Here is a 25,042-nt window from a genome sequence, read left to right as displayed (position 1 = left end):
ACGGAAGTCATCGGTGAGCTGGGCAGATGTGGTTGTCATGACGGGGCCGGTGACATTCGTCCCGGGCGTCGCGAGAGAGATCTGACATACCGTCAGCGGTCTTCCCAGTGCATGGGGATTGGGCTATACATGGGCCATCGGCTAGAACGCGTTCCTGTTTCGATCTGCGGCTCCGCCGGGCGGGCTGTCGTACGCGCCCGTACGCGGAACCCGCAGCGGCCGACCAGTGACGACCCCGGCGCGGCCGACGGTGCGGACGGGCGGGCCGGGGTCTTCCCCACCGTGGCGAGGAGTGCTCTCAGCAATGCCCATCGATGCCGCCAAGGCCGTCTCGGCCGAACCCAGGACGACGGCCCTCACCTGGGGCCACAAGGACATCCAGCTCTACCACCTCGGCGTGGGGGCGGGTGTCCCGGCCACCGACCCCGACGAGCTCCGCTACACCCTCGAGAGCAAGCTGCACGTCCTCCCCAGCTTCGCCACGGTCGCGGGCGGCGGCATGGCGGTGGCCGGCGGTATGAGCGCCCCCGGTATCGACGTCGACCTCGCCGCCGTCCTGCACGGCGGCCAGACCATCCAGCTGCACCGGGCCATCCCGCTCGCCGGGGACGCCACCCAGACGTCCAAGGTCGCCGCCGTCTACGACAAGGGCAAGGCCGCGGTCATCGTGCTGCGCAGCGATGTCGCCGACGCGGACGGGCCGCTGTGGACCTGCGACACCCGGATCTTCGTACGCGGAGAAGGTGGTTTCGGCGGCGACCGCGGGCCCGCCGACCGGCTCGAGCCCCCCGCCCGCGAGCCCGACCTGACCGTCGACCGTGCGATCCGCGAGGACCAGGCGCTGCTCTACCGCCTCTCCGGGGACTGGAACCCGCTCCACGCCGACCCCGAGTTCGCCAAGGTCGCGGGCTTCGACCGGCCGATCCTGCACGGCCTGTGCTCGTACGGGATCGTGCTCAAGGCCGTCGTGGACACCGCCCTGGGCGGGGACGTCGCCCGCGTCCGCTCGTACGCCACGCGCTTCGCGGGGATCGTCTTCCCCGGCGAGACGCTGCGCATCCGGATGTGGCGGGACTCCGGCGCGCCGGGCCGCGTCCAGGTGCTGGCCACGGCCGCGGAACGGGACGACGCGCCGGTCCTCACCGACACGGTCGTCGAGCACGACTGACGTCGCACGACTGACGAAGCAGACACCCCGCACGTACTGATCTCGCACGGACGAGAGGAGCCGCTGTGCGCGCAGCCGTACTGCACGAGATAGGGCAGGACAAGCTCGAAGTCCTCGACGACATGGAGGCGGTGGGCTTCGGCCCGGGCAAGGTCAGGCTGCGCGTCAAGGCCACCGGGCTGTGCCACTCCGATCTGTCCGCCATGAGCGGCGTACTGCCCCAGCCCGGGCCCTTCGTCCCCGGGCACGAGGGCGCGGGCGAGATCGTCGAGGTGGGGGAGGGGGTGACCGGCCTGAGCGCGGGCGACCGGGCGCTGGTGTGCTGGCTGCCCGCCTGCGGCACGTGCCCCGCCTGCGAGCGCGGCCAGTCCCATCTGTGCCTGAGCGGGTTCATGAACGCCGGCACCCCCAACTTCAAGCGCCCCGGCGGCACCCCGGAGGACATCTTCGGCTTCGCGGGCACCGGCACCTTCGCCGAGGAGGTCGTGCTGCCCGCGCAGTGCGCCGTGCCGATCCCGGACGATGTGCCGTACGACATCGCGGCCCTCATCGGCTGCGGCGTGACCACGGGGCTCGGCGCGGCCCTCAACACGGCCGAGGTCGAGGCGGGTTCCTCGGTCGCGGTCATCGGCTGCGGCGGCGTGGGCATCAGCGCGATCCAGGGCGCCCGGGCGGCGGGCGCCGCGCAGATCGTCGCCGTCGACCCGGTCGACGCGCGGCGTACGGCGGCGCTGCGCTTCGGCGCCACGGAAGCGGTCGCGCCCGAGGGCCTGGACGACGCCAAGAGCCGCGTCACCTCGGGCGAGGGCTTCGACTACGTCTTCGAGGTCGTCGGCAGGTCCGCCACCGCCCGTACGGCCTACGAGGCGACGCGGCGCGGCGGCACGCTGTGCGTGGTCGGCGCGGGGGCGGTGGACGACTTCCTCCAGCTCAGCATGTTCGAGCTGTTCTTCGACGAGAAGCGGATCCTGCCCTCGCTGTACGGCGGCGGCGATGTGCTCCGCTCGTACCGGCGGGCCGTCGCGCTGTGGCGGGCGGGCCGGATCGACCTCGAAGGGCTGATCACCCACCGCGTACGGCTCACCGAGATCAACGACGCGCTGGACCAGATGCGATCGGGCGAGGCGCTGCGCACCTGCATCCAGGTCTGAACGACACGGACGACCTGAACGACACGGACGAGACAGACGATACGGACCCGGGAGGACGTTCATGCCGCGCATGCCGCTGGCGGGGAAGACCGCGATCGTCACGGGCGCCGGGCGGGGCCTCGGCCGCGCCGAGGCGCTGGAACTGGCGCGTCTGGGCGCGAGCGTCGTCGTCAACGACTTCGGCCGGCCCGGACGCGACGGCTCGGGCGAGGCGTCGGCCGCCCCCGCCGAGGCGGTCGCGCAGGAGATCCGGGAGGCCGGCGGGCACGCCACGGCCCACGTCGGGGACGTGGCCGACTTCGAGCAGGCGGCCGAGCTGGTGCGGCTGGCGGTCGACACCTACGGCGCGCTCGACATCCTGGTCAACAACGCGGGCATCCTGCGGGACCGGATGGTCTTCTCGATGACCGAGGACGAGTGGGACTCCGTCATCCGCGTCCACCTCAAGGGCCACTTCAACACCACCCGCTTCGCCGCCGCCCACTGGCGGGAGCGCTCCAAGGCGGCGGACGGCGGCCCGGTCGGCGGCCGGATCGTGAACACCTCATCCGAGGCGTTCCTCGCCGGCTCCCCGGGCCAGCCGAACTACGCCGCGGCCAAAGGCGGCATCGTCGGGCTCACCACCTCCACGGCGGGGGCGCTGGCCAAATACGGCGTCACGGCCAACGCCATCTGCCCCCGCGCCCGCACCCGGATGACCGAAGACGTCTTCGCCGGCCTCGAACCCCCCGACGACGGCACCCTCGACGCGCTCGCACCCGAACACGTCGCCCCGCTCGTCGGCTATCTGGCGGCCCCCGAGGCGGCGGGCGTGAGCGGACAGGTCTTCGTCGTCCACGGCGGGATGGTCGCCGTCCTGGAGCGGCCGAAGGTGGCCGCGAAGCTGGACACGGCGAAGGAGGCATTCACCTTCGAGGAGCTGGACGGAGTGCTCACGCCGTACTTCGCCGAACGGCCCCGCGGGGAGACCTTCGCGGCGGTGGAGGTGCTGGGGCTCAAGCGGGGGTAAGGCGCGGTCCGGGGCCCCGGGGGACGGATGGGCCCTGGTCCGATGGGCCCCGGCCCGATGGGGCCCCGGGTGTCGGGCCTTACGACGCGTTCGCCCCCTCGCCGGGGCGGCGGTGGCGGCCGTGGGGCGAGGTCTGGGCGTCTTCGGACGCGGCCTGGCCCCTGTGCTTGCCGTGGATGGTGTCGTCGGCCCCCGCTGCGGCGGCCGCCTCCTGCGGACGCGACTCGGTCGTGTTCGTGCGGGCTTGGGACATCTGGGAAGTCACCCCGTCAGATCGCTGCGTACGGTCACGGGAGGCCGGCCACGAAGTCAACTCGCCACGACGTCACGACGAGGGTCAAGAACCGTCAGCACGTGTCACCCGACGCCCCGCGGGTGAACGGAACGCGGCTGCCTTGGCCCCCCGGAGAAGTCTAACCAGAGCGTCGATCTCGGACCCAACGGGGTGGACGGGGCGGGCGGGGCTGATGGGGCGGATGGGACGGATGGAGCTGGTCACGGCGGGCGAGCGGGGCCTGTTGCAGTGGTACGGGCCGCGCGGCGGTACCGGACTCCGGCCCAGCGGCAGTTTCGGGGCCGGGGCCGGGCATGAGCTCGGGTCTGAGCCGGTGGGCGGGCAGGCGCTCGGGTCGGCGCTCAGCCCCCTGCTCGCGCTCCCGCCCGACGCTGCCCCCCTGCTCCCGTACGAGTCCCTGCTCCCGTACGAGTCCCTGCTCCGGCACCCGTACGTGCTCCCGCTGCCGTACGCGCTCCCTCCCGAGCTCCGCACCGGACGGCGGCCCGGAGCCCGGTCCGCCCCCGCGCCGGGGTTCCCGCGCGGCCTCGGGGCCGGGCCCCGCCTCGGCGCCGGGCTCCGCCTCCGGGCCGGTCTCCTGCTCCACCCCGGCCCATGACCCCGTACCGGCCCATGGCTCGACCCCGGTCTTACCGGCAGGGGCCGCGGGGGCCACGGGGGCCGCCCCGACCCGGGTCCACGACGCGATCGCGGCCCCTGCCGACAGGGACGGCGAGGACGGCGAGGACGCCGCCGCCGACTGCCGCCGCCCCGGCCCCACCAGTCCCATCGGCCGCGGCAGATCCAGGGACCCCACCACGCGATCCACCCGCGTGACCCGTGCGACCCGCGCCACCCGGGGCGGCTCCGGCGGCTCGGGCATCCGCAGCCGCGCCAGCCCGCACGGCACCTGCCCCGTCGCGTACGGCAGCCGCAGCTCGCCGTCGCGGGTCCACAGGCCCGCGCCCGCCAGCCAGCCCTCCGGCGCCGGGAGTTGCTGCAACCGCCGCTCGGACGGCCGCCACAGACCGACCCACGGCCGCTCGGCCGGGCCGTCGATGCGGAAGACACGGAAGGCCACCGCGCACGCCTCCGGCGTCAGGACCTGTCCGGGCTGCACCGCGAAGGGCACCGCCTCGGCCTGGGCGGGCCGCAGACAGTCGGGGAACCTGATGGGGCGGGCGCTGCCCAGCACCCCCCACCCCAGCCGCTCGTCCCCGGGCGCGTCGGACCGTACGAGCAGCAGGCCGCTGTCCGGGTCGGCCAGCAGCAGCCGGTCGTCGCTGTCGTCGGTGATCTGCAGCAGCGGGCTGGTCTCGCCGCCGCGCCGCAGGTCGACGACGACGGTCTTGGTGCGGCCGTCGAGCCGCCGGTCGAGGGCGAGCAGCCGGCCCGTACGGTCCAGCCAGACGCCGCCCGTGCAGCGGCCGGGCAACTCGGCCAGGTGCTGCGGTCCGAAGCCGCCGCCGTGCACCAGCCACACCGAGGTCGACCGCTCGCCGTGGCCGAGCGCGAAGGCGAAGGAGCCGCCGGGGGCGGGTGGCAGCAGCGACAGTTCGGCGCATTCGATGGCGCCCAGCGGCCGTTCGCCGGTGCCGGGGCCGGCCGGGTAGAGCAGGGAGAGGGCGTGGCGGCCGGCCACCCGGCGACGGATGAGCACCTGCCCGTCGGCCAGGGGCAGCACCTCGCTGTCCGGCTCCTCGGGCTGGGCCGCGGGCAGCGGCACGGCGTACGGCTCGGGTCCGTCGAGCGTCCAGCGCTCGGGGAACCAGCACCCGGCCTCGCCGCTGAGCGCGAGCCGGGCGCCGTACGAACCGTCCGCGGCGATCGTGAACGCCGCTCGGCGCCGGTGTGCGGTGCCCTGGGCACCGGTGGTGCCTGCGGCGAGCGCGGCATCGAAGGCACAGGCAGTCATCGTTCAGTCACCTCCGGCCACTCAACGTAGTTTTCGTACTCCCTGCCGAACGCCGAAATCGGCTCGCTTCACACGTAAGTGTGTCTGTTGCCCGATTCGCCTGAGAAGTCGCGCCGGGCTGTGCTGTGTGCGAGTCCGGATCATGCCGTCGCGGTGAGTAAAGGCAGGGGCAAGGCTTGTCGGTGGTCCGGGAGGTAGCCTTGCCCCGTGCCCGCACTCTCTGACGTCCTCGCCGCACTCGACGCACTCTGGCCGCCCGAGCGGGCGGAGCAGTGGGACGCCGTCGGCACGGTGTGTGGAGACCCCGACGCCGAGGTCGGCCGGGTTCTGTTCGCCGTCGACCCGGTCCAGGAAGTCGCTGACGAGGCGGTGAAGCTGGGCGTCGATCTGCTCGTCACCCACCACCCGCTCTATCTGCGCGGTACGACCACGGTCGCGGCCTCCACCTTCAAGGGCCGGGTGGTGCACACCCTGATCAAGAACGACATCGCGCTGCACGTCGCGCACACCAACGCCGACCGCGCCGACCCGGGCGTGTCCGACGCCCTCGCCGGCGCCCTCGACCTGCGGATCACCGGCCCGCTGGTGCCCGACCCCACCGACCCGGCGGGGCGCCGCGGGCTCGGCCGGGTCTGCGAGCTCGACCACCCCGTCGCGCTGCGGGACTTCGCCGAGCGCGCCGCGGCCCGGCTGCCCGCCACCGCCCAGGGCATCCGCGTCGCGGGCGACCCGGACCGGCTGATCCGTACGGTCGCCGTCTGCGGCGGCTCCGGCGACAGCCTGTTCGCCGAGGTGCGCGCGGCCGGGGTCGACGCGTACCTCACCGCCGACCTGCGCCACCACCCCGCCTCCGAGGCCCAGCAGGCCGCGGCGATGACCCGCGGCGGGGACGGCCTCGCGCTGCTGGACGCCGCCCACTGGGCCACCGAATGGCCGTGGGTCGAGCAGGCCGCCGCGCAGCTCGACGAGATCTCCGACCGGCACGGCTGGGGTCTGCGCACCCACATCTCCCGTACGGTCACCGACCCTTGGACCGCGCACGCGCCCGCCGCGCACGCGCCCACCACCGCTCACGTCCCGTCCACCACCACCCCTGGAGCCCCCCGCTGAACGCCGCGCCCGCCGACCAGATCCGCCTCCTCGAGGTCCAGGCCCTCGACGTCCGGCTCTCGCAACTCGCCCACAAGCGCAAGACGCTGCCCGAGCACGCCGAGCTCGACACCCTGAACGCCGACCTCACCCAGCTGCGCGACCTCCTCGTGGCGGCCCAGACCGAGGAGAGCGACACCGCCCGCGAGCAGACGAAGGCGGAGCAGGACGTGGACCAGGTGCGCCAGCGCGCCGCCCGCGACCAGAAGCGCCTCGACTCCGGCGCCGTGACCTCCCCCAAGGACCTGGAGAACCTGCAGCACGAGATCGCCTCCCTCGCCAAGCGCCAGAGCGACCTGGAGGACGTCGTACTGGAGGTCATGGAGCGCCGCGAGTCCGCGCAGGAGCGGGTGACCGAGCTGACCGGCCGCGTCGAATCGCTGCAGGCCAAGATCGGCGACTCCACCGCCAGGCGGGACGCGGCGGCCGGGGAGATCGACGCCGAGGTGGCGACCGTCACCAAGGAGCGCGGGGTCATCGCCGGGACCATCCCCGCCGACCTGCTGAAGCTCTACGACAAGCTGCGCGAGCAGCAGGGCGGCGTCGGCGCGGCCCGGCTCTACCAGCGCCGCTGCGACGGCTGCCGCCAGGAGCTGGCCATCACCGAGCTCAACGAGGTGCGGGCGGCGGCCCCCGACACCGTGGTGCGGTGCGAGAACTGCCGCCGCATTCTGGTCCGTACGCCCGAATCGGGGCTGTAGGCCGATGGCCCGTCGCTTCGTCGTCGAGGCGGACGGCGGCTCCCGGGGCAACCCGGGACCGGCCGGCTACGGCGCGGTCGTCCTCGACCCGGACACGGGCGAGACCCTTGCCGAGGCGGCGGAGTACATCGGCACCGCGACCAACAACGTCGCCGAGTACAAGGGCCTGATCGCCGGGTTGCGGGCGGCGCGCGCCCTCGACCCGGAGGCCGGGGTTCAGGTCCAGGTCCGGATGGACTCCAAGCTCGTGGTCGAGCAGATGTCGGGCCGCTGGAAGGTCAAGCACCCCGGTATGCGCCCGCTCGCGGCCGAGGCCAAGGAGATCTTCCCACCCGGGCAGGTGTCGTACGAGTGGATCCCGCGCGAGCGGAACAAGCACGCGGACCGGCTCGCCAACGAGGCGATGGACGCGGGCGCGCGGGGTGAGCAGTGGCGGCCGAGTACGGGGGTGGCGCCGTCGGCGGACGGCGCCCTTGAGGCGCGCGCGGAGACGGCGGCCTTGGGCGGCACGCCTGCGGGAGCCGCGTCCCCGTCCGCCGCGTCCCCGTCCGCTGTGGCTCCGGGTGTCGCGCCCCCGGGCTGGGCCGTCCCGGCGGACCTGGGCGCCCCCGCCACCTTCGTCCTGCTCCGGCACGGCGAGACGGCGCTGACCCCCGAGAAGCGCTTCTCGGGCAGCGGCGGCGGCGACCCGGAGCTCTCACCCGTGGGCCGCCGCCAGGCCGAGCTGGTGGCGACGGCGCTGGCGGCGCGCGGCACCATCCAGGTGGTGGTCAGCTCGCCGCTCAGGCGCTGCGTCGAGACGGCCGAGGCGGTGGCGTCCCGCATCGGTGTCGACGTCCACATCGAAGAGGGGCTGCGGGAGACCGACTTCGGGGCCTGGGAGGGCCTGACGTTCGCGGAGGTGCGGGAGCGCCACCCGGGCGACCTCCAGGCATGGCTCGCCTCCTCGAAGGCGGCCCCCACCGGGGGCGGCGAGAGCTTCGCGGCGGTCGCCCGCCGGGTCGCGCTCACCCGCGACAAGCTCATCGCGCGCCATGCGGGCCGTACGGTGCTGCTGGTCACGCATGTGACGCCGATCAAGACCCTGGTCCGGCTGGCGCTGGGCGCGCCGCCGGAGTCGCTGTTCCGGATGGAGATCTCCGCGGCGTCGCTGTCGGCATTGGCGTACTACGCGGACGGCAACGCATCGCTGCGCCTGCTGAACGACACGACGCATCTGCGGTAGCCGTCGGTCCTGGAGGAAGCCTGACTCGGCGCGGTCGGCATCGATCAGGCCGGTGAGAAGGGCGACGGTAGCGGCGGCGATATCCCGCAGTGCGGTGTCAGAGGCCGCCCCCGCCCCGCTCTCGAACGCGCGCTGGACGGTCCGCGCGAGCAGGTCGGCTCGCCGATCGGCGGCGCCTTCGGCCCGTGGAAAGCCCTCGAAGGTCGCCTGGTAGGCGTAGCCGATCTCCTCGACGCCCATGTCGTCGCGGAGCAGGCCGCGTTCGGCCAGCAGCTCGAAGTGTCCGCGCGCCGTCGTGCTGTGGCGCCCGTCGCGGGCGGTGTCCGGTGAACTGGTCAGCTTGCCGAGCAGTTCGGGGTTCACGATGAAGGCCGGTGACGGGTGTGCCGCCGGTCCCAGGCCCGCGCCGCCAGGCCGCCATCGGTTGAATGACCGATGTACCAGGGCCGGTCGGGGCCGCAGAGTCGCTTCCACGCCGTGGTCCTGCGCGTACCCCGCCATAGCCCTCACATACCACCGGGAGTTTCCGTGCTCGCATGCGCCGATCTGGTCTTCGTCAACGGCTCCGTGCTCACCGTCGACGCCGAATTCACCGTCGCCTCCGAGCTCGCGGTCACCGGGGGAAGGATCACAGCGGTGGGCGGCCCCGGAGAGACCTCAGCACTCGTCGGTCCCGACACCCGGGTCATCGACCTCAAGGGCGGCACGCTGCTGCCCGGTATCAACGACTCGCACCTGCACGGCTGCGCCTTCGGCATGAGCTCGCCCCCGCTGGCTCTCGATCTGCGATTCCCGGCCGTCCGATCGATCGCGGACATAGCCGAGGCGGTCCGGGCAGCCGCCGAAGCCGCCCCGGACGGTCAGTGGATCCTCGGTATCGGCTGGGACTCGGGCTACCTGGCCGAATGCGAGGCGGATCCCTCGCGCCTTCCGTCCCGGCACGACCTGGACGTCGTCAGCCCGCGACACCCCGTCCTTCTGCAGGACTTCTCGGGCCACGCCTCCTGGGTCAACTCAGCGGCACTGGCTCTCGCCGGGGTCAGCGGCAGGACCGTCTCCCCTCCCGGCGGAGCCATCGTCACGGATGACTCCGGCGAGCCCACCGGACTGCTGCGCGAGGGTGCCCAAGCGTGCGTTCAGCAAGCGCTGCCGCCACTCACGCCGGAGATCCGGGCTGCCGCGATCCGCTCGACGCAGGCGAAACTTCGGGCTCTCGGCATCACCAGCTACACCGAACCCGGTCTCGGCCCCGGCGGTGGGCAGATCATGGGCGGGGCGCTGTCGCAGGAGACCCTCGACGTGTACCGGCGTCTGCTGGCCGACGGAGAACTCACGGCACGGGTCAGCGTGCTGCTGCTGCCGACCGGCCTGTCCAGCACGGCGAGGGAATTCGCGCGGGCATTGGACCGGATCGAGGTGCCGGCGAGCGGCGACTCACGCCGGTTGAACGTCATCGGGGTCAAGATATTCGCCGACGGCATTCCGCCGAACAAGACGGCCTGGATGCACGAGGCGTACCTCGGCGGTGGCTGCGGCGCCCTGTGCGTGGGGGGCGAGACCGATGAGGAGCGGATCGCCGAGATCGGTGAGATGGTGCGGCACGCGCACCTCGCAGGTCATCAGCTCGGCGTCCACGTAACCGGCGACCGGGGCATCGACACCGTCGTCGACGCCTTCGTATCCGCAATCGCGAAGCACCCGCGTCCTGACGCCCGGCACTATGTCATCCACGGCGACTTCCTCACCCCCCGGAGCATGGCGAAACTGGCCGAACACGGTTTTGGGGTCAATATGAACCCCAACATCAAATGGACGGTCGCAGACCTGGAGGAGGGGTTCGTCGGCCCGGAACGCGCCGCGTACGAATGGCCCTACCGGGACGCCGTCGACGCCGGGATCACGGTGGCGAGCAGTTCCGATGCGCCCGTCGCCTTCCCCGACTGGCGCCAGGGCATCGCCACCATGCTGCTGCGCGAGTCGAAGGCCAGCGGCCGGGTGAGCGGCCCGGAGCAGCGCATCACCCTCGCCGAGGCCGTACGCACCTACACGATCAACGCGGCATGGCAGGACTTCGCCGACAGCTGGAAGGGCTCCCTCGAGGTTGGCAAGGTCGCCGACTTGTGTGCCCTGAGCGGTGACCTCCTCACCGCGGACCCGCACGACATCCCGAACCTTCCGGTGGTCCTCACCGTGCTCGACGGTGAGATCGTGCACGACCTGCTCACCGAATGACATCCATTGACCAAAAAAGTACTACCGCTCATGCTGAGCGGATGCAGGAAGCACGCGGCCCGGAAGAAGTCATGGCAGCGGCCTCGCGCGTACGCGAGATCGCGCGCCGGGACCCGTACGCCTCAGGAACAACCGCTGCATCCGTCCTGGCCGTGCTGTCCGAGGTGGTCGAATGTGACCATGCCTCCCTCGCCCGCTGGCATCCCGCCGAGCGTCGCCACATCAGTCTCGCCGACGACTACTCGCCGTCCCAGCGGGAGTACCTGAACGCTCGGCAGCACACGGACCCGTTGTTCACCTTCACGCTCCGGTACCGATGCCCCCTGTGGTTGCGTGACCTGGCTCCTGGCCTGCGCGCTGTCTCCACCACGATTCGTGACGTCATCGAGCCATCCGGGTTCGAAGACGGCATGACGCAGTGTCTGTTCTCCTCCGACGGCCGCTACGTGGGCGTGCTGAACCTCAGCATGAAGCGCCGTCGGCTGCGCCTGCGATCCACCGATCTCGTCCCGGCGCTGCTCGGCGACTGCCTGGCAGCGATCGTGGACGCTCCCCTGCCGGAGAGGGGGGCGCCGCCACCGGGCTGGGCGACGGAGACGTGCACGCTGGCGGTGCCCCACTCGCCGCAGAGTGCCCCCGCCCCGACCAGTGGACCGGTCCCGGCCTGGCTGGGCAACGTGGTACCTCTCGGCCATGCCGTGCGCCGCGCGGCCGCGCGAAGGATCTTGCCCACCACGATTCTGGTGCCCCACGGCCGACATCTGCTCGAACTGCGGCTCGCCCACCAGGGCAACATGATCATCGCCACCTGCCGCTCCGGTCCGCACCCCGCAGGGCTCTCCCTCCGGGAGCTGCAGGTCCTGGCCGAGCTCAGCGCCGGGCACACGAACCATGAGATCGCAGCACGCCTCTTCGTGAGCTCTCGCACGGTCGCCACACACATCGAGCACATTCTCGCCAAGCTGGGCGTCGCCAATCGAGCGGCCGCCGCGAGCCACGCCGGGGCCTGGGGCCTGGAGACCTCCGGCTGACACCGGAGCGCAGTCAGGGACCGGCGCGGTCCCGTGCATTCCCTGGTGGCTGCCCATGCACCCTGCCGCACGCCGCCGTCGGCGGATCGGGCGAAGCTCGGGGAAAGCCCCGTACCCGACCCCGGAACGGGCACCGGATTGCCAGGAGAGCATTGATGGACCTTCGATACGAACACCTTTACATCGGCGGGAAGTGGGTTCGGCCCTCCAGCAGCCGCGTCATCGCGCCCGTCAACCCGAGCACGGAGGAGGTGCTCGGCAGTGTGCCCGAAGGGCTGGAAGCGGATGTCGACGCCGCGGTCGAGGCCGCGCGCCGGGCCTTCGACGAGCCGGGCGGGTGGGCCGCCTGGGAGCCGGAGCGCCGGGCCGAGGTCATGGAACGCTTCGCCGAGCAGCTCGAAGCACGGGCGGGCCGCATCGCGGAGCTCGTCAGCAGCCAGAACGGCATGCCGATCAGCATCTCCCGGCAGTTGGAGGCCGGCTATCCGACCGCGGTGCTGCGCTACTACGCGGGGCTGGCCCGTACGACGGCCCTCTTCGAGGTGCGCGCCGGACTGCTCGGCGGTTCGATCGAGGTGCGCAGGACCCCGGTCGGGGTCGTCGCCGGGATCGTGCCCTGGAACTACCCCCAGGTGCTGTCCATGTTCAAGATCGCGCCGGCCATGGCCGCGGGCTGCACGCTGGTACTCAAGCCCGCCCCCGAGGCGCCGCTCGACTCCTTCCTGATCGCCGAGGCCGCCGAGGCCGCCGGGGTTCCCGCCGGGGTGCTCAACATCGTGCCGGGCGGCCGTGAGGTCGGCAGTCGTCTCGTGTCGCACCCCGGAGTCGACAAGGTGGCGTTCACCGGGTCGCCGGCGGCCGGCCGGGCCATTGCCGAGGTCTGCGGCCGACTGCTGCGTCCGGTGACCCTGGAGCTCGGCGGAAAGTCCGCGGGCATCATCCTCGACGACGCGCGGCTGGACCCCGCGCAGATCGGGCAGGACCTGGTCGCCGCCACGCTGACGAACAACGGCCAGACCTGCTTCCTGAGCACCCGCATCCTCGCCCCGCGCAGCCGGTACACCGAGGTGGTCGACCTGTTCACCGACCTGGTCCGCTCCCTGCCGGTGGGCGACGCCCTGGCGGAGAGCACCCTGATCGGGCCGATGGCCACACCGCAGCAGCGGGAGCGTGTGGAGGGCTACATCGCGAAGGGGCTCAGCGAGGGGGCCCGTCTCACCACGGGCGGCGGACGCCCCGCGGGCCTGGACCGGGGCTGGTTCGTGGAACCCACGGTCTTCGCGGACGTCGACAACGGCTTCACCGTGGCGCAGGAGGAGATCTTCGGGCCGGTGCTCTGCGTGGTGGCGTACGACGACGTCGACGACGCCGTCCGGATCGCCAACGACTCCGACTACGGCCTCGCGGGCACCGTGTGGACATCGGACCCCGAACGAGGAAAGGCCGTCGCCCGGCGTGTGTGTACGGGCACGATCGGTGTGAACCGCTATCTCCCCGACCCCGTCGCTCCCTTCGGCGGAGCGAAGGCGAGTGGGCTGGGCAAAGAACTGGGTCCCGAGGGCCTGGAGGCGTACCTGCGGGTCCAGTCGCTCTACTGCTGAAACGGCCCGGACCGCTGCTGTGGCGGAAACCTGCCGCGGCGGCAGAGACCGACGAGAGGGCTCCGACCGTGCAGGCGGTCGGAGCCCTCTCGTCGGTGCGGACGCTCAGCGGACGGCGGAAGGGTGCCGGGCGAGCGGTGTGACGGTGATGTCCATGTGAGGGAAGAGCGGCAGACCCCAGAGGATCTCATTGAGCCGGTCGTTGTCCGTGACGTCGAAGATGCTGAGGTTGGAGTACTGGCCGACGCAGCGCCACAGGTGCAGCCACTCGCCGGCGTGCTGAAGCTTCTGTGCGTACTCCCGTTCCGCGGCGATCACCGAGGCCTTGAACTCGGGGTCCATGTCCGGCGGGAGGGCGACGGCCATCCGTACGGCGAAGAGCACTGTGGTCTCCGTCAGGACGCCGGGTCGAGGACGAAGTCGTAGGTGACTTCGCCGGCGCCGTCGGCGGCCGGGCGCGGGTCGAGGACCAGTTCGGGCTTGACGGCGGAGGCGATGTCGTCCTCGATGTGCTCGCCGCCCCTGAAGTACAGCTGTGTGGTGAGCGGCTCGTGGCCGGGCGCGGACACCTTCAGGTGCAGGTGAGCGGGGCGCCAGGCGTGCCACCCGGCGGCGGCGATGAGCTTGCCGCAGGAGCCGTCGGTCGGGATCTGGTACGGCGCGGGCTGGATGGTGGTCACCTCGAACCGGCCCTCGGTATCGGCGACGATGCTGCCGCGCAGGTTCCACTCCGGGATGCCGGGGGCGAACTGGGCGTACAGGCCCTCGTCGTCGGCCTGCCACAGCTCCAGCAGGGCGCCGGCCAGCGGTTGCCCGCCGACGTCGGTGACCCGGCCCTTGAAGCGGAGCGGCGTGCCCGCCTCGTTCTCGCGCATGGGCAGGGTGGCGACACTGGGCAGTGCGGGAGAACCCGGAACGTAGTACGGGCCCTCGATGGTGCCCTTGCTGCCCTCGCGGGAGGCGTGGGCGACCTCCTCGACGACGTGCTCGACCCACACGTCGAGGAACAGCGGCCACTCGCCGTCCTGCCCGACGGAGATCAGCCAGGACTTCAGCGCGTTGTACTCCGCGTAGCTGACGCGGTGGCGGCGGATCACCTCGTGCACGGCGGTGATGACCTCCGTGGCCAGGGTGCTCACCCTGGCCGTGTCGGCGCCCGGTCCGGTCCCGCCGGTCTTGTCGGCGAGGAAGCGCTCCGTCGCCGAGGCGCCGGAGTCGGCGGCCGTGGCCTTGGTGATGGTCTCGGACATGGTGTGCGGCTCCTTGTGGAAGAGGGTTCTCAGCGGTCCTGGCGGTAGCGGGCGAGTTTGTCGTCGTCGATGACGACGCCCAGCCCGGGGCCGTCCCGGACGGCGAGCGTGCCGTCCGTGATCACGAGCGGGTCCGTGAGGAGGTCGTCGCTCATGTCCAGGAAGTTGGAGAGTTCGCCCGCCCGGCGGGACGAGGCGGCGTAGGCGGCGCCGAAGGCGACGGTGCACACCGTGCCCAGCCGGCCGTCGATCTGGTTGCCCATCACCACTTCGGCGCCCATCCCCTCGCACTGGAAGAGCACGCGCTGGGAGTGGGTGAAGCCGGTGCGGGCGGTCTTGACGCTGATGGCCGTGGCCGCTCCGTCCAGCAGGGAACGGGTGACCTCGGCGGGTGTGGTGGCGGACTCGTCCGCGACGAAGGGGATGCCGCTCCGTGCGACCAGCCATCTCCGGCCGAGCACGTCGTCGGCCGGACACAGCTCCTCGGCGAGCGTCATGCCGAGTTCCTCGAACTCCCGCAGTGCCGCCGCGGCCTCCGAGGCGGTCCAGCCGCGGTTGCCGTCGACGTACAGCTCGGCCTCGTCACCGAGGGCCGAGCGCAGGGCGCGGCACACCTCGAGGTCCAGGTGGACGGGCCGGCGGCCGACCTTCACCTTGAAGACGGTGATGCCGTACGTGTCCCGCATGCGCTGCGCCTCGTCGGCCATCCGCCGCGGCTCGTCGAAACCGAGCATGTGGCTGACGCGCATCCGGTCGGTGTGGCCGCCCAGCAGTTCGGTGACGGACCGCCCGCAGGACTGGCCCGTGATGTCCCACAGGGCCATGTCCAGGGCCGACTTGGCGGCCGGGTTGCCGACCGTCCGGTGCAGCCGGCCGTGGATCCGCTCCCGGGCGAACACGTCCTCGCCCACCAGCTGCGGGGCGAAGATCCGCTCGATCACCCCGACGACCGACGTCTGTGTCTCGCCGTAGGTGAAGGGGCGGGGAGGCGCGTCGGCGACACCCACCAGTCCTTCGTCCGTGTGGACCCGGACGAGCACGTGCTCGGCGGTGTGCACCTCGCCGCTCGCGAACTTCAGCGGCTTGGTGTACGGGATGGCGTACGGGACGGCCTCGACGCGGGTGATCTTCATGGGGCGCTCTCCGCGATCCGGCGGACGACGGTTTCCGTGTACCGGGCGATGCCGAGCAGACGGCCCACGCGCTCGGGGTGGCCGACCAGTTGAAGTCCGAGCGGCATGCCGTACGGGTCGCGATGGCCGGGAACGGTGACCACAGGCAGGCCGAGCAGCTGCCAGGGGCGGCTGAGGACGGGGCTTCCGGTGGCGCCCAGGCCGTGCGGGGCGGGGCCGGGGGCGGCCGGAGCCAGGATGACGTCCACGCGCTCCAGGAGCCGCAGGATCGCGGTGCGGGCCCCGTCCCGCACGGCCAGCGCGGCATCGTAGGTGTCCTCGGCGGTGCTGCGTCCGCGCTCCAGAAGCTCGTTCAGGTGCGTGCTCAACGACTCGGGGTGCCGCGCCTCGGCACGCAAGGAGCGTGCGGCCTCGTAGGCCATGACCGTGGCATGCGCCTCGGTGAGCCCGGCCGTACCGACTTCGTCTCCGAGTCCGTCCGTCCCGGTGCCGTCGGCCGCGAGCGCGCGGACGGTGCGGCGCAGTGCTTCGTGCATCGCCGGGTCGATGTCGGCCAGTTCGGCGCCGGTCCATACCAGCGCCCGTACGGCCGCGGGGTCCTCGGCATGCGTGCCGTCGACCGCGTCGACGGCCGCGATCAGGTCGCTCACACGGGTGGCGAGCAGCCCCGGTGCGTCGAGGGTCGGGCTGAGTCCGGTGAACCCCGTTGTCGGCCAGGCGCCCACCGGGGCGACGTATCCGGCCACACCGCAGAAGGAGGCGGGCCGGGTCAGGGAGCCCGCCGTCTGGGAGCCCAGGGCGAGCGGCACCACGTCGTCCGCGACGGCGGCGGCCGATCCGCTGGAGGAACCGCCGGGCGTGTGGGCCAGACCGTGCGGGTTGCGCGTGGGGCCCGGCTCGAAGTAGGCGAACTCCGTGGTCACGGTCTTGCCGAGCGGCACGGCACCAGCGCGTCTGAGCCGGTCCACCAACCAGGCGTCAGCGGCGGCGACACGGCCGCGACGAAGCGGGGAACCGCACTCCGTCGGCAGACCGGCGACATCGATGATGTCCTTCACACCGAACGTCACGCCAAAGAGCGCGCCGTCCGGAGCCCGTGCGGCCGCCGCGCGGGCTCCGTCGGCGTCCACCCGCACCCAGGCACGGATGTGGGGCTCGGTCTGCTCCAGACGCCTCAGCGCCCGCTCGACCGCGATGGTGCTGCGGGGTGTCATGACAGGGGACTCCTTCCTGGCGCGACGACGCCGTCAGCGCATGAACAGTCCGCCGTTGGCGTCCCAGCACGCCCCGGTGACCGTGTCCGCATGCTCGGCGGCGAGCAGGACGGCCATGTCGGCGATGAACCTGGGGCGTCCGAGCCGACCGACCGGGATCATCGCCTCGATCCGGGCGAGCTCCTCGGGGGCGACGGTTTCGCGGACCACGGGAAGGTCCTGGGGCCCCGGGGAGATGGCGTTGACGGTGACTCCGTGCGGACCGAGTTCGCGGGCGAAGACCTTGGTCAGCGTGGCGACTCCGCCCTTGGCCGCCGCGTAGTGCGCGCCCGTCGCCGTACCGCCGTTCTGTCCTGCCAGCGAACCGATGTTGACGATGCGTCCGTAGCCGCGCTCGGCGAAGTACTCGCCGAAGACCTGGCAGCCGAAGAACGTGCCGCCCAGGTTGGTGGCCACCACCGACTCGAAGCTCTCCGGGCTGATCCGCATCAGCGACTCGACCTTGGAGTGTCCGGCGTTGTTCACCAGGACGTGCACCGCGCCCCAGCGTTCGACCAGATGGTCCCGCACCCGCGCGAAGGCGTCCTTGTCCCGTACGTCGAGCGCGAGGCCGACCGCGTGCTGCCCGGAGGGGTCGAGCCGGGCCGCCGCCCTGGCGGCCGACTCCGCGTCCAGGTCGGTCAGCGCGACGCGGTAGCCCTTGTCGTACAGCCGGTCGGCGATGCAGGCGCCCAGGCCTCGGGCCGCGCCCGTCACCAGGGCCACCCGGTAGGTGTCGTCCTCCCAGGTCTCGTTGATTCCCTGGGGGCTCATCGGGCCGGCTCCGGGTCGGGCAGCGGGCGGCCGATGCGCGCTTCGATCCTCATGTAGCGCCACAGGCCGTGCTCGCCGACCCGCACGGTACGGAAGAGGTTGCACGCCGCGGCGACGGTGGGCTGATCGACGACGTCGGCGAGGACGTAGCAGGTCCAGGGCCAGGAGCCGGAGGGGCCGACCATGTGCTGGTCGTCGTCGACGGTACCGAGGACGGTCACTCCGGGCAGGCCGTGCAGCTGCGTGAGCATGCTCGTGAAGCCGTCCCAGACGGCCTTGCCCTGCCCGGTGGGCAGGTCGAAGAAGTTCTGGTTGACGCCGATGCAGAACAGCACCCGCAGCGGGGCCTCGGGGGAATCGGACATGGGAATTCTACCTTTCAGGGGGACTTCGGCTCGGGCGGAGGTCCGGCTACGGGTAGCCGGGGAAGGGCTGTACGCCCGTAAGGACCGCGCCGGCACCGTCGTAGACGCCCTCCTGGAGGAAGGCGTGCTGCGGGATCACGGAGGCGTCGCGCAGGTATCGCTGCAGGGGGCTGCTGTCCGCGATGGCGGGGATGCCGGCGAGCTGGTACGCGGACCGGACGACCTCGAAGGAGACCCTGGCGACGTGCGCGGACGCCAGGCGCAGCAGGCTGGCCTGGTCGGTGGTGGCGGGGTCGCCGCGCTCGACCGTCGCCCACACCTCCTCGGTGACCTCGTAGAAGAAGGCGCGGACCGAGCGCAGCCCGGCCTCCGCCTGGCCCACTCCGATGCGGAAGCCGGCCCGGTCGGCCGCCTTCGGCCCACCGGTGTAACTGGCGCGGCCGCCCTGTTCGGCGACGTGGTCGAGCGCGGCGCGGGCCACGCCGAGGCCGACGACGGCCAGCACCTGCGCGGCGTACGCGACGGCTGGGTAGCGGTACAGCGGCTCGTCGACGGTGGGTTCGCCCCCGCGGACGAAGGTCCACTCCTCCGGTACGACGACTCCGTCCACGACCAGGTCGTGGCTGCCGGTGCCGCGCAGACCGAGGACGTCCCAGTTCTCGGCGATCCGCACCTGCTCGGGCCGCAACAGGGCGGTCAGCGGCCGGCCCGCCGGGTCCGTACCCTTGATGCCGACACCGAGGACGTCCGCGCCCTTGCAGCCGCTGGCGAACTTCCAACGGCCCGAGACCAGGTATCCGTTGCCGGATCGCTCCGCGGCCTGGACGGGGAACAGTCCTCCGGCGAAGGCGAGGTCGGGACCTTCCGCGTACAGCTCTGCCTGCGTGTCGAGCGGCAGTGCGGCGAGGTAGATCAGGGACGAGCCGAAGCTGGCGACCCAGCCCGCCGAACCGTCGACCTCGGATATGCGCTCGATGCGCCGGAGGAATTCCGCCGGAGTCAGCGGTTCACCGCCGAAGCGTCGCGGTGTGCTCGCCCGGTAGAGACCTGCCTTCTTGAATTCGGCGATCATGTCCCGCGGCACATGCCGCTTCTCCTCGAATTCCCCCCTCCGGTCGGCCACCAGGGCCAGAGCCCGTTCGAACGCCTTGTCGTTCCGGGAAATCAGTTCCCGTTCGGCCGACTGTGGCGAATCCAGCGTCTGCGTCATGAGATTGTCCTCTGGCATGCCGGGAAGGATAATTTTCCGCGTCTTGGGCTCACCCTAGAAAGCCGGCCGCGGGTGGACAATCGGGGATCGGATGGCTCCCGTAGGGGATTTCACTTATGCAGCAGGGGGAGCCGGACCCGGAACACGGTTCCGTGGGGCGTGTTCTCGGTGGCCTGGATGTCGCCGCCGTGGCGCGTGACGATGCGGTGACTGAGGGCGAGACCGATGCCGTGGCCATTGCCCTTCGTGCTGAAGGCTCCGTCGAATATCTGGCCGAAGGGGGGATGTGGCAGTCCCCGTCCGGTGTCCCGGACCTCCACCACGGCGTACGCGTCGTGACGGCGGGTGGCCACGACCACTGTGCGCCTTTCGTGGGGCCACTGGGCCATTTCTTCGACGGCATTGAAGGCGAGATTCAGAACGACCTGTCCGATCAGGACCTTCTCACAGTTCACGGGAAGTGCTTCGGCCGTGCGGTCCCAGTGCAGGGCGACGGAGTTCTGGTTGGCCCGTACATCGACGAAGTAGGCGCAGTCGGTCACGATGTCGTTCAGATCGACGAGTTGTTTGGACTCTTCGAGGTGTACGACGTACTGCCGCAGACTCGAAAGGATCAGGGCCGCCCGGTCAAGTTGTTTGGTTGCGTTCTCCAGGCCCCAGCCGAGGTTCCCGCCGTCGCCGTTCATACGGCTTCGCACACCGGCCACGAAGTTGTGAGCGGCCGCGATGGGCTGGCTCACCTCGTGGGCGATGGCCATCGCCATGTCGCCCATGGCGTTGTAGCGGGCCAGGTGGTTGAGGTATTGGGCGTCGTGGCGGTGTTCGTCCTCCGCGCGGACGGTGTCGGTGATGTCGTGGAAGAGGAGAAGCAGGCCACGGAGGTCGTGCTCGATGTCGATGTACTGGCAGCGGGCGGCGAACCAGCGGGCCGGCCCGTCCGCGCCGCCCGGGGTGGCGAGGCGGTAGCGGGCGTTCCTGGGGGACAGGCCCTGGGAGGAGGTGGTGAGGGCCTCGCGCAGGAGGGCGGCGGATTCGGGCGCCAGGAATCCCGCGAAGTCGATACCGAGGAGATCGTCGGGTTCGCCGCCGAGCAGGGTCGCCGCGGTCGCGCTGGCGAACAGTGTGCGGCCGTCGCCGTCGAGGACGACGATCCCTTCGTCGAGGTTGCGCAGGAACGTGTGGAGCCGGCCCTCGGTGCGGAACAGGTCGCGCCGGGTGGCCTTCTCCTCCGCGATGTCGCGGAACTGCACCATCACCACGGGCCCGGCGGCGAGGTCCACTCGTACGGCGACGGCCTCGGTCAGGATGTCCACGCCCGTTTTCGACCGATAGCACCATTCGATGGTGCTGGTGCCCTCGTCGACGGCCCGCTGCAACCACGTGACGCCGATCTCACGGGCGTACTGGCGGGCGTTGGAGCTCATGTCGGGGGCCTTGAGCGGTTTCAGTTCGTCGACGGTGAAACCCAGCACCGCGCAAGCGGCGGGATTCGCCCACAGGATGGCCTTCGTCTCGGCGTCGTGCACCAGGACGCAGTGCCGCAGCGCGGCGAAGAGGCGGCCGAAGTCGGATGGCGTGATCTCGGGGCTGCCGGACATACGGGCTCACACCTCGGACTGTCCGAGACCACAGCGCAGCATGTCCCCGATCAGGGCACCGAGGCTTTCGGCGGCCGTCTTCTCCCTGATCCTGGCCCGGTGGACATCGACTGTCTTCACGCTGATGTCCAGCTCCCTGGCGATCGACTTGCTCGGCCGGCCTGCCATGACGAGCCGAAGGATCTCTCGTTCGCGTCTGCTCAGCGACGCGAGTCGTGACCTCACCGCACGCCGCTCGGCCTGCTCGGCGTACCGATCGCGGGCCAGGGACAGGGCGTTCTGCACGGCCTCCAGCATGTGCTGTGGGCCGTAGGGCTTCTCCAGAAAATCCACCGCCCCCTGCTGCAGGGCACGGACCGACATCCGGATGTCGCCGTGGGCCGAGACGAAGACGACCGGGAGCACGGCGTTGCGGGCCGCGAGGAACTCCTGGACCTGGAACCCGCCCATGTGCGGCATCCGTACGTCCAGGACCAGGCACGCGGGCCGGTCCGGGTCGAACGCCGCCAGGAAGGAGTCGGCGTCCGTGAAGCACTCGGTGCGGATGTGCACCGAGCCCAGCAGCCAGGCCAGGGACTGGCACAACTGCTCGTCGTCGTCCAGGACGTAGACGTGCCCGGCCGACCCCGCGAGCCTGGGGGAAGAGGAGAGGGGGGAGTTGACGGTCATCGCTCCTCGCTTCGAAGGACGTCGTGGTACGGACGTTAGGCGGAGGGACGAGGATGGCCGGGACACCGTGTGCACGGACTTCCGCCATCGTGTGCACCGCTCAGGCGTACGACGCCAGGAGACCCTCGAGGACCTCGATCTGGCGTTCCGGGGTGGTGATTCCCGGTGTGAGGACGGCGTTGACCTGAAAGCCGAGGACGACGGCGAAGAGCGTCTCGACGATGTCCTCGTCGGGGGTGGGGGTCGTCACCTCTCCGACCGCCCTGGCCTCGGCGAGGTGCTTGTGCATCAGCATCCGCCACCGCTGCACCGTGGCCTCGTAGTCGGACGACAGACGCGGGTCGTACAGGGCCCGGTCCCAGAACGCGACCACGACCCGTGCCTCCAGCAATCGGGTGTCGTCCAGCGGCACCAGCTCGTGGCAGAGGCTGCGCAGGGCGGCCAGGCCGCCGCTCGGCTCCTCGACGGCGCCTTCCAGGCGGCGCTCGGTGGCCTCGCACGCGTACCGGAAGGCGGCGAGCAGGATCTCGTCCTTGTCCCGGAAGTAGGGGGCGAGTCCGCCGTTGGCGAAGCCCGCCTCGGCCGCCAGCTCCCGCATGGTCACCGCCGCGAGGCCGCGGCGGCCGATGAGCGACCAGACCGACCGGATGATCAGGCGTCTGCGAGCCTCATGATCGACGATCTTCGGCATCCGTTGCTCTCCGCTCTCGTTGTCGGGCCGGGTCAGACGAGCATGGTCGCCATGCTGATGATCATGACGGTCGCGCCGGATTCCCGGAACGCCCGTGCCCGGCGGGCGGCCGGCGCACCGGCTGTGCCCAGGGGGGGGCGTCCGACAACTGCGAGAACATGAACCCGCCCGCGCGGGCGGTCACCCAGACGACCAGGGCCAGCACGGCCGGCCCGGCCGCGTGCCCGGTCGCCATGTGCGCGTGGGCCCCGCCGGCAGCGCCCGTCATCAGCACCATGAGCAACGCCATCACAGCCGTGTCGGCCACCTCGGTCCAGCCGCGGCGGTCGACGCACGCCCGTACGGCATGCCACAGGCACGCGATCCCGACGGCGCACGCTCCAGGCAGTGCCCGGCCGCCGGCCATCAGCGCCATGCCGCCCAGAGCGGGCACCTGCGGCCCCCAACGACGGACCGGCCCGGGAAGGTGACCGGCCAGGCAGAGGACGGCCCCTGCCAGGCAGGCCGGCAGCAGCAGCTCACGCATGGTCGTCGGTGCCGCAGCAGCCGTGCGGGCCCGATGTGTTCCCGGGCACGTCGAGCGTGGGGTTGCGGTCGAAGAAACCGGCCGGCCTGAGCTTGAAACCGGTGTAGTCGACCGGCATGATCGGCCAGTCCTCCGGGCGGGGGGCGTGGGTGAGGCCGAAGGTGTGCCAGACGACCAGCGACTGCCCGTCGAGGTCCCGGTCCGCCGCCGCGTAGGCGGGCAGCCCGGCGCCACCGGGGTGCTGGTTGACGAAGTCACCGGCCGGATAGCGCTCGGCGGGGTCGTAGGCGGTGACCCACAGGTGCCGGGTGGCGAAGGCGGCTCGGGCGGCGATGGAGGAGCCCGGGTCGGCGAGCAGCGTCGGCTTGCCCTCGGGGTGGAGCACGTAGCCGACCGGGTTGCCCAGCGCGTTGAGCGAGCTGGGGTTGGTGACGTGCCACACCCGGTCGACCGCCATGTCGGCGGTGCGCTGCGCCTCGCTCTCCCTGCGCAGCGGCGTGCGCCGGTAGGTGAAGGCGTTCCCGCGCGGATTGCCCGGGCCCATGGGGACGCGGACGGCGTCGACTTCCTCGACCCTGTTCCGCGGCCCGTCGAGTGCCATGTCCAGCCGGGCGCAGAACAGGTGCTGGTGGTACGGGGCGCCGAGGCCGGGGGCTATCTCGGCGGCGTACGGGTAGTCGCCGCCGGGGTGGGCGGAGGTGAAGACGATTCCGGTGGCCTTGGCCTCGAACTCGATGGTGCCGTCGAGGTAGAGGTACCAGTAGAAGCCGTAGTCGTAGTTGCCGATCGTGGTGAAGAAGGACAGCACCATCCGGCGCTGACGGCGGGTCTCGTTCGAGCCCGACCAGAGGTCGGTGTGCTTCCAGAGGATTCCGTAGTCCTCCTCGTGGAGGCAGACCGCGTTGGGCAGGGTGCGGGGGTGCCCCGACTCGTCGGCGATGACGGCGTCGAGGTAGGTGATGTCGCCGAGGCAGTCGCAGCCGAGCCGCAGGGCGTTGGCCACCCGGCCGATGAGGTACTCGCCGGTGTCGAAGTAGTTCTGCCAGGAGCGGACCGGGGACGGGTCGGCGTAGGGCACGACCATCTCGGCGATCGACGCCCGGTGAATGACCGGGCGGGTGCGTCCCTGGTCCCGGTCGCGGAAGGCCAGCTGGTGCAGAATCAGGCCCTCGCGGGTGTCGAACCCGATGCGAAGAGTCCAGTTCTCCCAGGTCAGGAGGTTGCCGTCCAGAGTGAAGCTGGGGCCCTCGGGCTGGATGATCTCGATGGGCTTCTGGCTGGTACGAGCGGGGCCCGTGACGGCCGGGTCGTCGAAGTTCCCGGACCCGGTGGGCACGGGGACCGGGCCCAGGTCCACCACGCGGTGGACGGTGCGGTTGAGTACGTCCACGTAGCCGACCAGTCCGTCGACGGGGTGCGCCCAGGCGTGGTCCCGGTCGTGTTCTTGCAGGAACGCCAGGCCGCGCAGGATGCGGCGCCCGGACTCGTCCGGGTACTCGTCGGCGTAGACGCCGGCCGACAGCGGGGCGACACGCACCTGTGACACGTCCAGGCCGCGGTCCTTGAGGGCGGCCAGCCACCGCTCGTCCCGGGCGAGCACCTCCTCGACGATGCCGAACTCCTCCTCGAGAATGGGCAGCTGACCGTCGACGACGGCGTCCAGCGTCCGCTCGGCCACCACGTCCTGCCCGGTCAGGGACACGATGACGTCCCGTCCCGGAGCGCCCGCGGTGTCATGGAGCAGCACCCTGGCCCGGCGGTCCACAAAGTCGCCGTCGCGGTGGGAGAGCAGGTCGCCCTTGGCGGGTTCTTCGAGGCCCACGTAGACGAAGCGGGAGGTCTCCCGGAGGAGACCGGCGTGCTCCAGCACGGAGCGGACCTGCTCGATCTCGCCGGCGGTCAGCTGGTCGAGGGGGTGTGGTGCGGCGGTCAAGGTGCGCCTCCGGATGCACTCGGCGGGTTATTCTACGTCTGTAGAGGAAAAACGGCGTGAGGGTCACATGTCCAGATGCAGACAGTGATTTTCTGGCGAACCGCCCGATCCCGTGCACCACGGGGTGAAAGAGCGTGCACGCAACGGCGGATTTCGTGTCGCCGCCGGTCGCTGTGGCCCCGCA

The 25,042-nt window shown here is 71.6% G+C and carries 23 protein-coding genes; 9 read left to right on the top strand and 14 right to left on the bottom strand.

Annotated features, from left to right (window positions below; translation table 11 throughout):
* The first annotated feature begins 304 nt into the window (after window positions 1-304).
* The 3 genes from ACH4U7_RS06950 (at window position 305) to ACH4U7_RS06940 (ending at window position 3,328) form a co-directional block, all read left to right on the top strand.
* Window positions 305-1,168 (top strand): MaoC/PaaZ C-terminal domain-containing protein, encoded by an 864-nt coding sequence (locus ACH4U7_RS06950; protein WP_398526931.1) that lies wholly within the window; start codon window positions 305-307, stop codon window positions 1,166-1,168.
* Window positions 1,169-1,233: 65 nt separating this feature from the next.
* Window positions 1,234-2,319, top strand: a complete 1,086-nt coding sequence (locus ACH4U7_RS06945) for a Zn-dependent alcohol dehydrogenase (RefSeq protein ID WP_398526930.1) — start codon at window positions 1,234-1,236, stop codon at window positions 2,317-2,319.
* A 70-nt stretch (window positions 2,320-2,389) separates the two neighbouring features.
* A complete protein-coding gene (locus ACH4U7_RS06940) occupies window positions 2,390-3,328 on the top strand; it encodes a 3-oxoacyl-ACP reductase (protein WP_385626150.1) in 939 nt (312 codons plus the stop codon).
* A 79-nt stretch (window positions 3,329-3,407) separates the two neighbouring features.
* Here the strand turns inward: ACH4U7_RS06940 and ACH4U7_RS06935 are convergent, their stop codons facing one another.
* Both ACH4U7_RS06935 and ACH4U7_RS06930 read right to left on the bottom strand, forming a co-directional pair.
* Complete coding sequence (locus ACH4U7_RS06935; protein ID WP_398526929.1) at window positions 3,408-3,581, bottom strand: hypothetical protein; 174 nt, start codon at window positions 3,579-3,581, stop codon at window positions 3,408-3,410.
* A gap of 160 nt (window positions 3,582-3,741) precedes the next feature.
* Window positions 3,742-5,517: a hypothetical protein gene (locus tag ACH4U7_RS06930; protein WP_398526928.1), complete on the bottom strand. Its 1,776-nt coding sequence runs from the start codon at window positions 5,515-5,517 to the stop codon at window positions 3,742-3,744.
* Window positions 5,518-5,724: 207 nt separating this feature from the next.
* Between ACH4U7_RS06930 and ACH4U7_RS06925 the strand changes: the two genes are divergently transcribed.
* The 6 genes from ACH4U7_RS06925 (at window position 5,725) to ACH4U7_RS06900 (ending at window position 13,456) form a co-directional block, all read left to right on the top strand.
* Entirely contained in the window at window positions 5,725-6,627 is a 903-nt protein-coding gene (locus ACH4U7_RS06925; RefSeq protein WP_398526927.1) for a Nif3-like dinuclear metal center hexameric protein, read from the top strand.
* A complete protein-coding gene (locus ACH4U7_RS06920; RefSeq protein ID WP_398527020.1) occupies window positions 6,624-7,367 on the top strand; it encodes a zinc ribbon domain-containing protein in 744 nt (247 codons plus the stop codon). Before ACH4U7_RS06925 ends, ACH4U7_RS06920 begins: the two co-directional genes overlap by 4 nt.
* A gap of 4 nt (window positions 7,368-7,371) precedes the next feature.
* Window positions 7,372-8,592 carry a bifunctional RNase H/acid phosphatase gene (locus ACH4U7_RS06915; protein ID WP_398526926.1) on the top strand — a complete coding sequence of 407 codons (1,221 nt, stop codon included), beginning with the start codon at window positions 7,372-7,374 and terminating at the stop codon, window positions 8,590-8,592.
* Between the two features lie 528 nt (window positions 8,593-9,120).
* Complete coding sequence (locus tag ACH4U7_RS06910; RefSeq protein WP_398526925.1) at window positions 9,121-10,824, top strand: amidohydrolase; 1,704 nt, start codon at window positions 9,121-9,123, stop codon at window positions 10,822-10,824.
* 41 nt (window positions 10,825-10,865) lie between these two features.
* Complete coding sequence (locus tag ACH4U7_RS06905; RefSeq protein WP_398526924.1) at window positions 10,866-11,855, top strand: LuxR C-terminal-related transcriptional regulator; 990 nt, start codon at window positions 10,866-10,868, stop codon at window positions 11,853-11,855.
* 155 nt (window positions 11,856-12,010) lie between these two features.
* Entirely contained in the window at window positions 12,011-13,456 is a 1,446-nt protein-coding gene (locus tag ACH4U7_RS06900) for an aldehyde dehydrogenase (protein ID WP_398526923.1), read from the top strand.
* Between the two features lie 105 nt (window positions 13,457-13,561).
* Here the strand turns inward: ACH4U7_RS06900 and catC are convergent, their stop codons facing one another.
* From catC to ACH4U7_RS06840, 12 genes are all read right to left on the bottom strand, one after another.
* Window positions 13,562-13,840: a muconolactone Delta-isomerase gene (gene catC, locus ACH4U7_RS06895; RefSeq protein WP_398526922.1), complete on the bottom strand. Its 279-nt coding sequence runs from the start codon at window positions 13,838-13,840 to the stop codon at window positions 13,562-13,564.
* Between the two features lie 11 nt (window positions 13,841-13,851).
* Window positions 13,852-14,706: a catechol 1,2-dioxygenase gene (catA, locus tag ACH4U7_RS06890; RefSeq protein ID WP_398526921.1), complete on the bottom strand. Its 855-nt coding sequence runs from the start codon at window positions 14,704-14,706 to the stop codon at window positions 13,852-13,854.
* 29 nt (window positions 14,707-14,735) lie between these two features.
* Window positions 14,736-15,839: a mandelate racemase/muconate lactonizing enzyme family protein gene (locus ACH4U7_RS06885; RefSeq protein ID WP_398526920.1), complete on the bottom strand. Its 1,104-nt coding sequence runs from the start codon at window positions 15,837-15,839 to the stop codon at window positions 14,736-14,738.
* Window positions 15,836-17,053 (bottom strand): amidase, encoded by a 1,218-nt coding sequence (locus ACH4U7_RS06880; protein WP_398526919.1) that lies wholly within the window; start codon window positions 17,051-17,053, stop codon window positions 15,836-15,838. Before ACH4U7_RS06880 ends, ACH4U7_RS06885 begins: the two co-directional genes overlap by 4 nt.
* 33 nt (window positions 17,054-17,086) lie before the next feature.
* Window positions 17,087-17,866 (bottom strand): SDR family NAD(P)-dependent oxidoreductase, encoded by a 780-nt coding sequence (locus ACH4U7_RS06875; RefSeq protein ID WP_398526918.1) that lies wholly within the window; start codon window positions 17,864-17,866, stop codon window positions 17,087-17,089.
* Window positions 17,863-18,231 carry a hypothetical protein gene (locus tag ACH4U7_RS06870; protein ID WP_398526917.1) on the bottom strand — a complete coding sequence of 123 codons (369 nt, stop codon included), beginning with the start codon at window positions 18,229-18,231 and terminating at the stop codon, window positions 17,863-17,865. The genes ACH4U7_RS06875 and ACH4U7_RS06870 overlap by 4 nt, the downstream gene beginning before the upstream one ends.
* 46 nt (window positions 18,232-18,277) lie before the next feature.
* Entirely contained in the window at window positions 18,278-19,459 is a 1,182-nt protein-coding gene (locus tag ACH4U7_RS06865; RefSeq protein WP_398526916.1) for an acyl-CoA dehydrogenase family protein, read from the bottom strand.
* A 92-nt stretch (window positions 19,460-19,551) separates the two neighbouring features.
* Window positions 19,552-21,039, bottom strand: coding sequence for an ATP-binding protein (locus ACH4U7_RS06860; protein WP_398526915.1), 1,488 nt, complete (start codon window positions 21,037-21,039; stop codon window positions 19,552-19,554).
* A 6-nt stretch (window positions 21,040-21,045) separates the two neighbouring features.
* Window positions 21,046-21,708: a response regulator transcription factor gene (locus ACH4U7_RS06855; protein ID WP_398526914.1), complete on the bottom strand. Its 663-nt coding sequence runs from the start codon at window positions 21,706-21,708 to the stop codon at window positions 21,046-21,048.
* A 100-nt stretch (window positions 21,709-21,808) separates the two neighbouring features.
* Window positions 21,809-22,399: a TetR/AcrR family transcriptional regulator gene (locus tag ACH4U7_RS06850; protein ID WP_398526913.1), complete on the bottom strand. Its 591-nt coding sequence runs from the start codon at window positions 22,397-22,399 to the stop codon at window positions 21,809-21,811.
* A gap of 61 nt (window positions 22,400-22,460) precedes the next feature.
* Window positions 22,461-22,925: a hypothetical protein gene (locus tag ACH4U7_RS06845; protein ID WP_398526912.1), complete on the bottom strand. Its 465-nt coding sequence runs from the start codon at window positions 22,923-22,925 to the stop codon at window positions 22,461-22,463.
* Window positions 22,918-24,858 carry a primary-amine oxidase gene (locus ACH4U7_RS06840; protein WP_398526911.1) on the bottom strand — a complete coding sequence of 647 codons (1,941 nt, stop codon included), beginning with the start codon at window positions 24,856-24,858 and terminating at the stop codon, window positions 22,918-22,920. The genes ACH4U7_RS06845 and ACH4U7_RS06840 overlap by 8 nt, the downstream gene beginning before the upstream one ends.
* Between the last annotated feature and the right edge of the window lie 184 nt (window positions 24,859-25,042).

Source organism: Streptomyces sp. NPDC020845, assembly GCF_044334165.1.
GTDB lineage: Bacteria > Actinomycetota > Actinomycetes > Streptomycetales > Streptomycetaceae > Streptomyces.
Note: the sequence above shows the minus strand (reverse complement) of the source record. Positions and strands in the feature narration are given on the sequence as shown.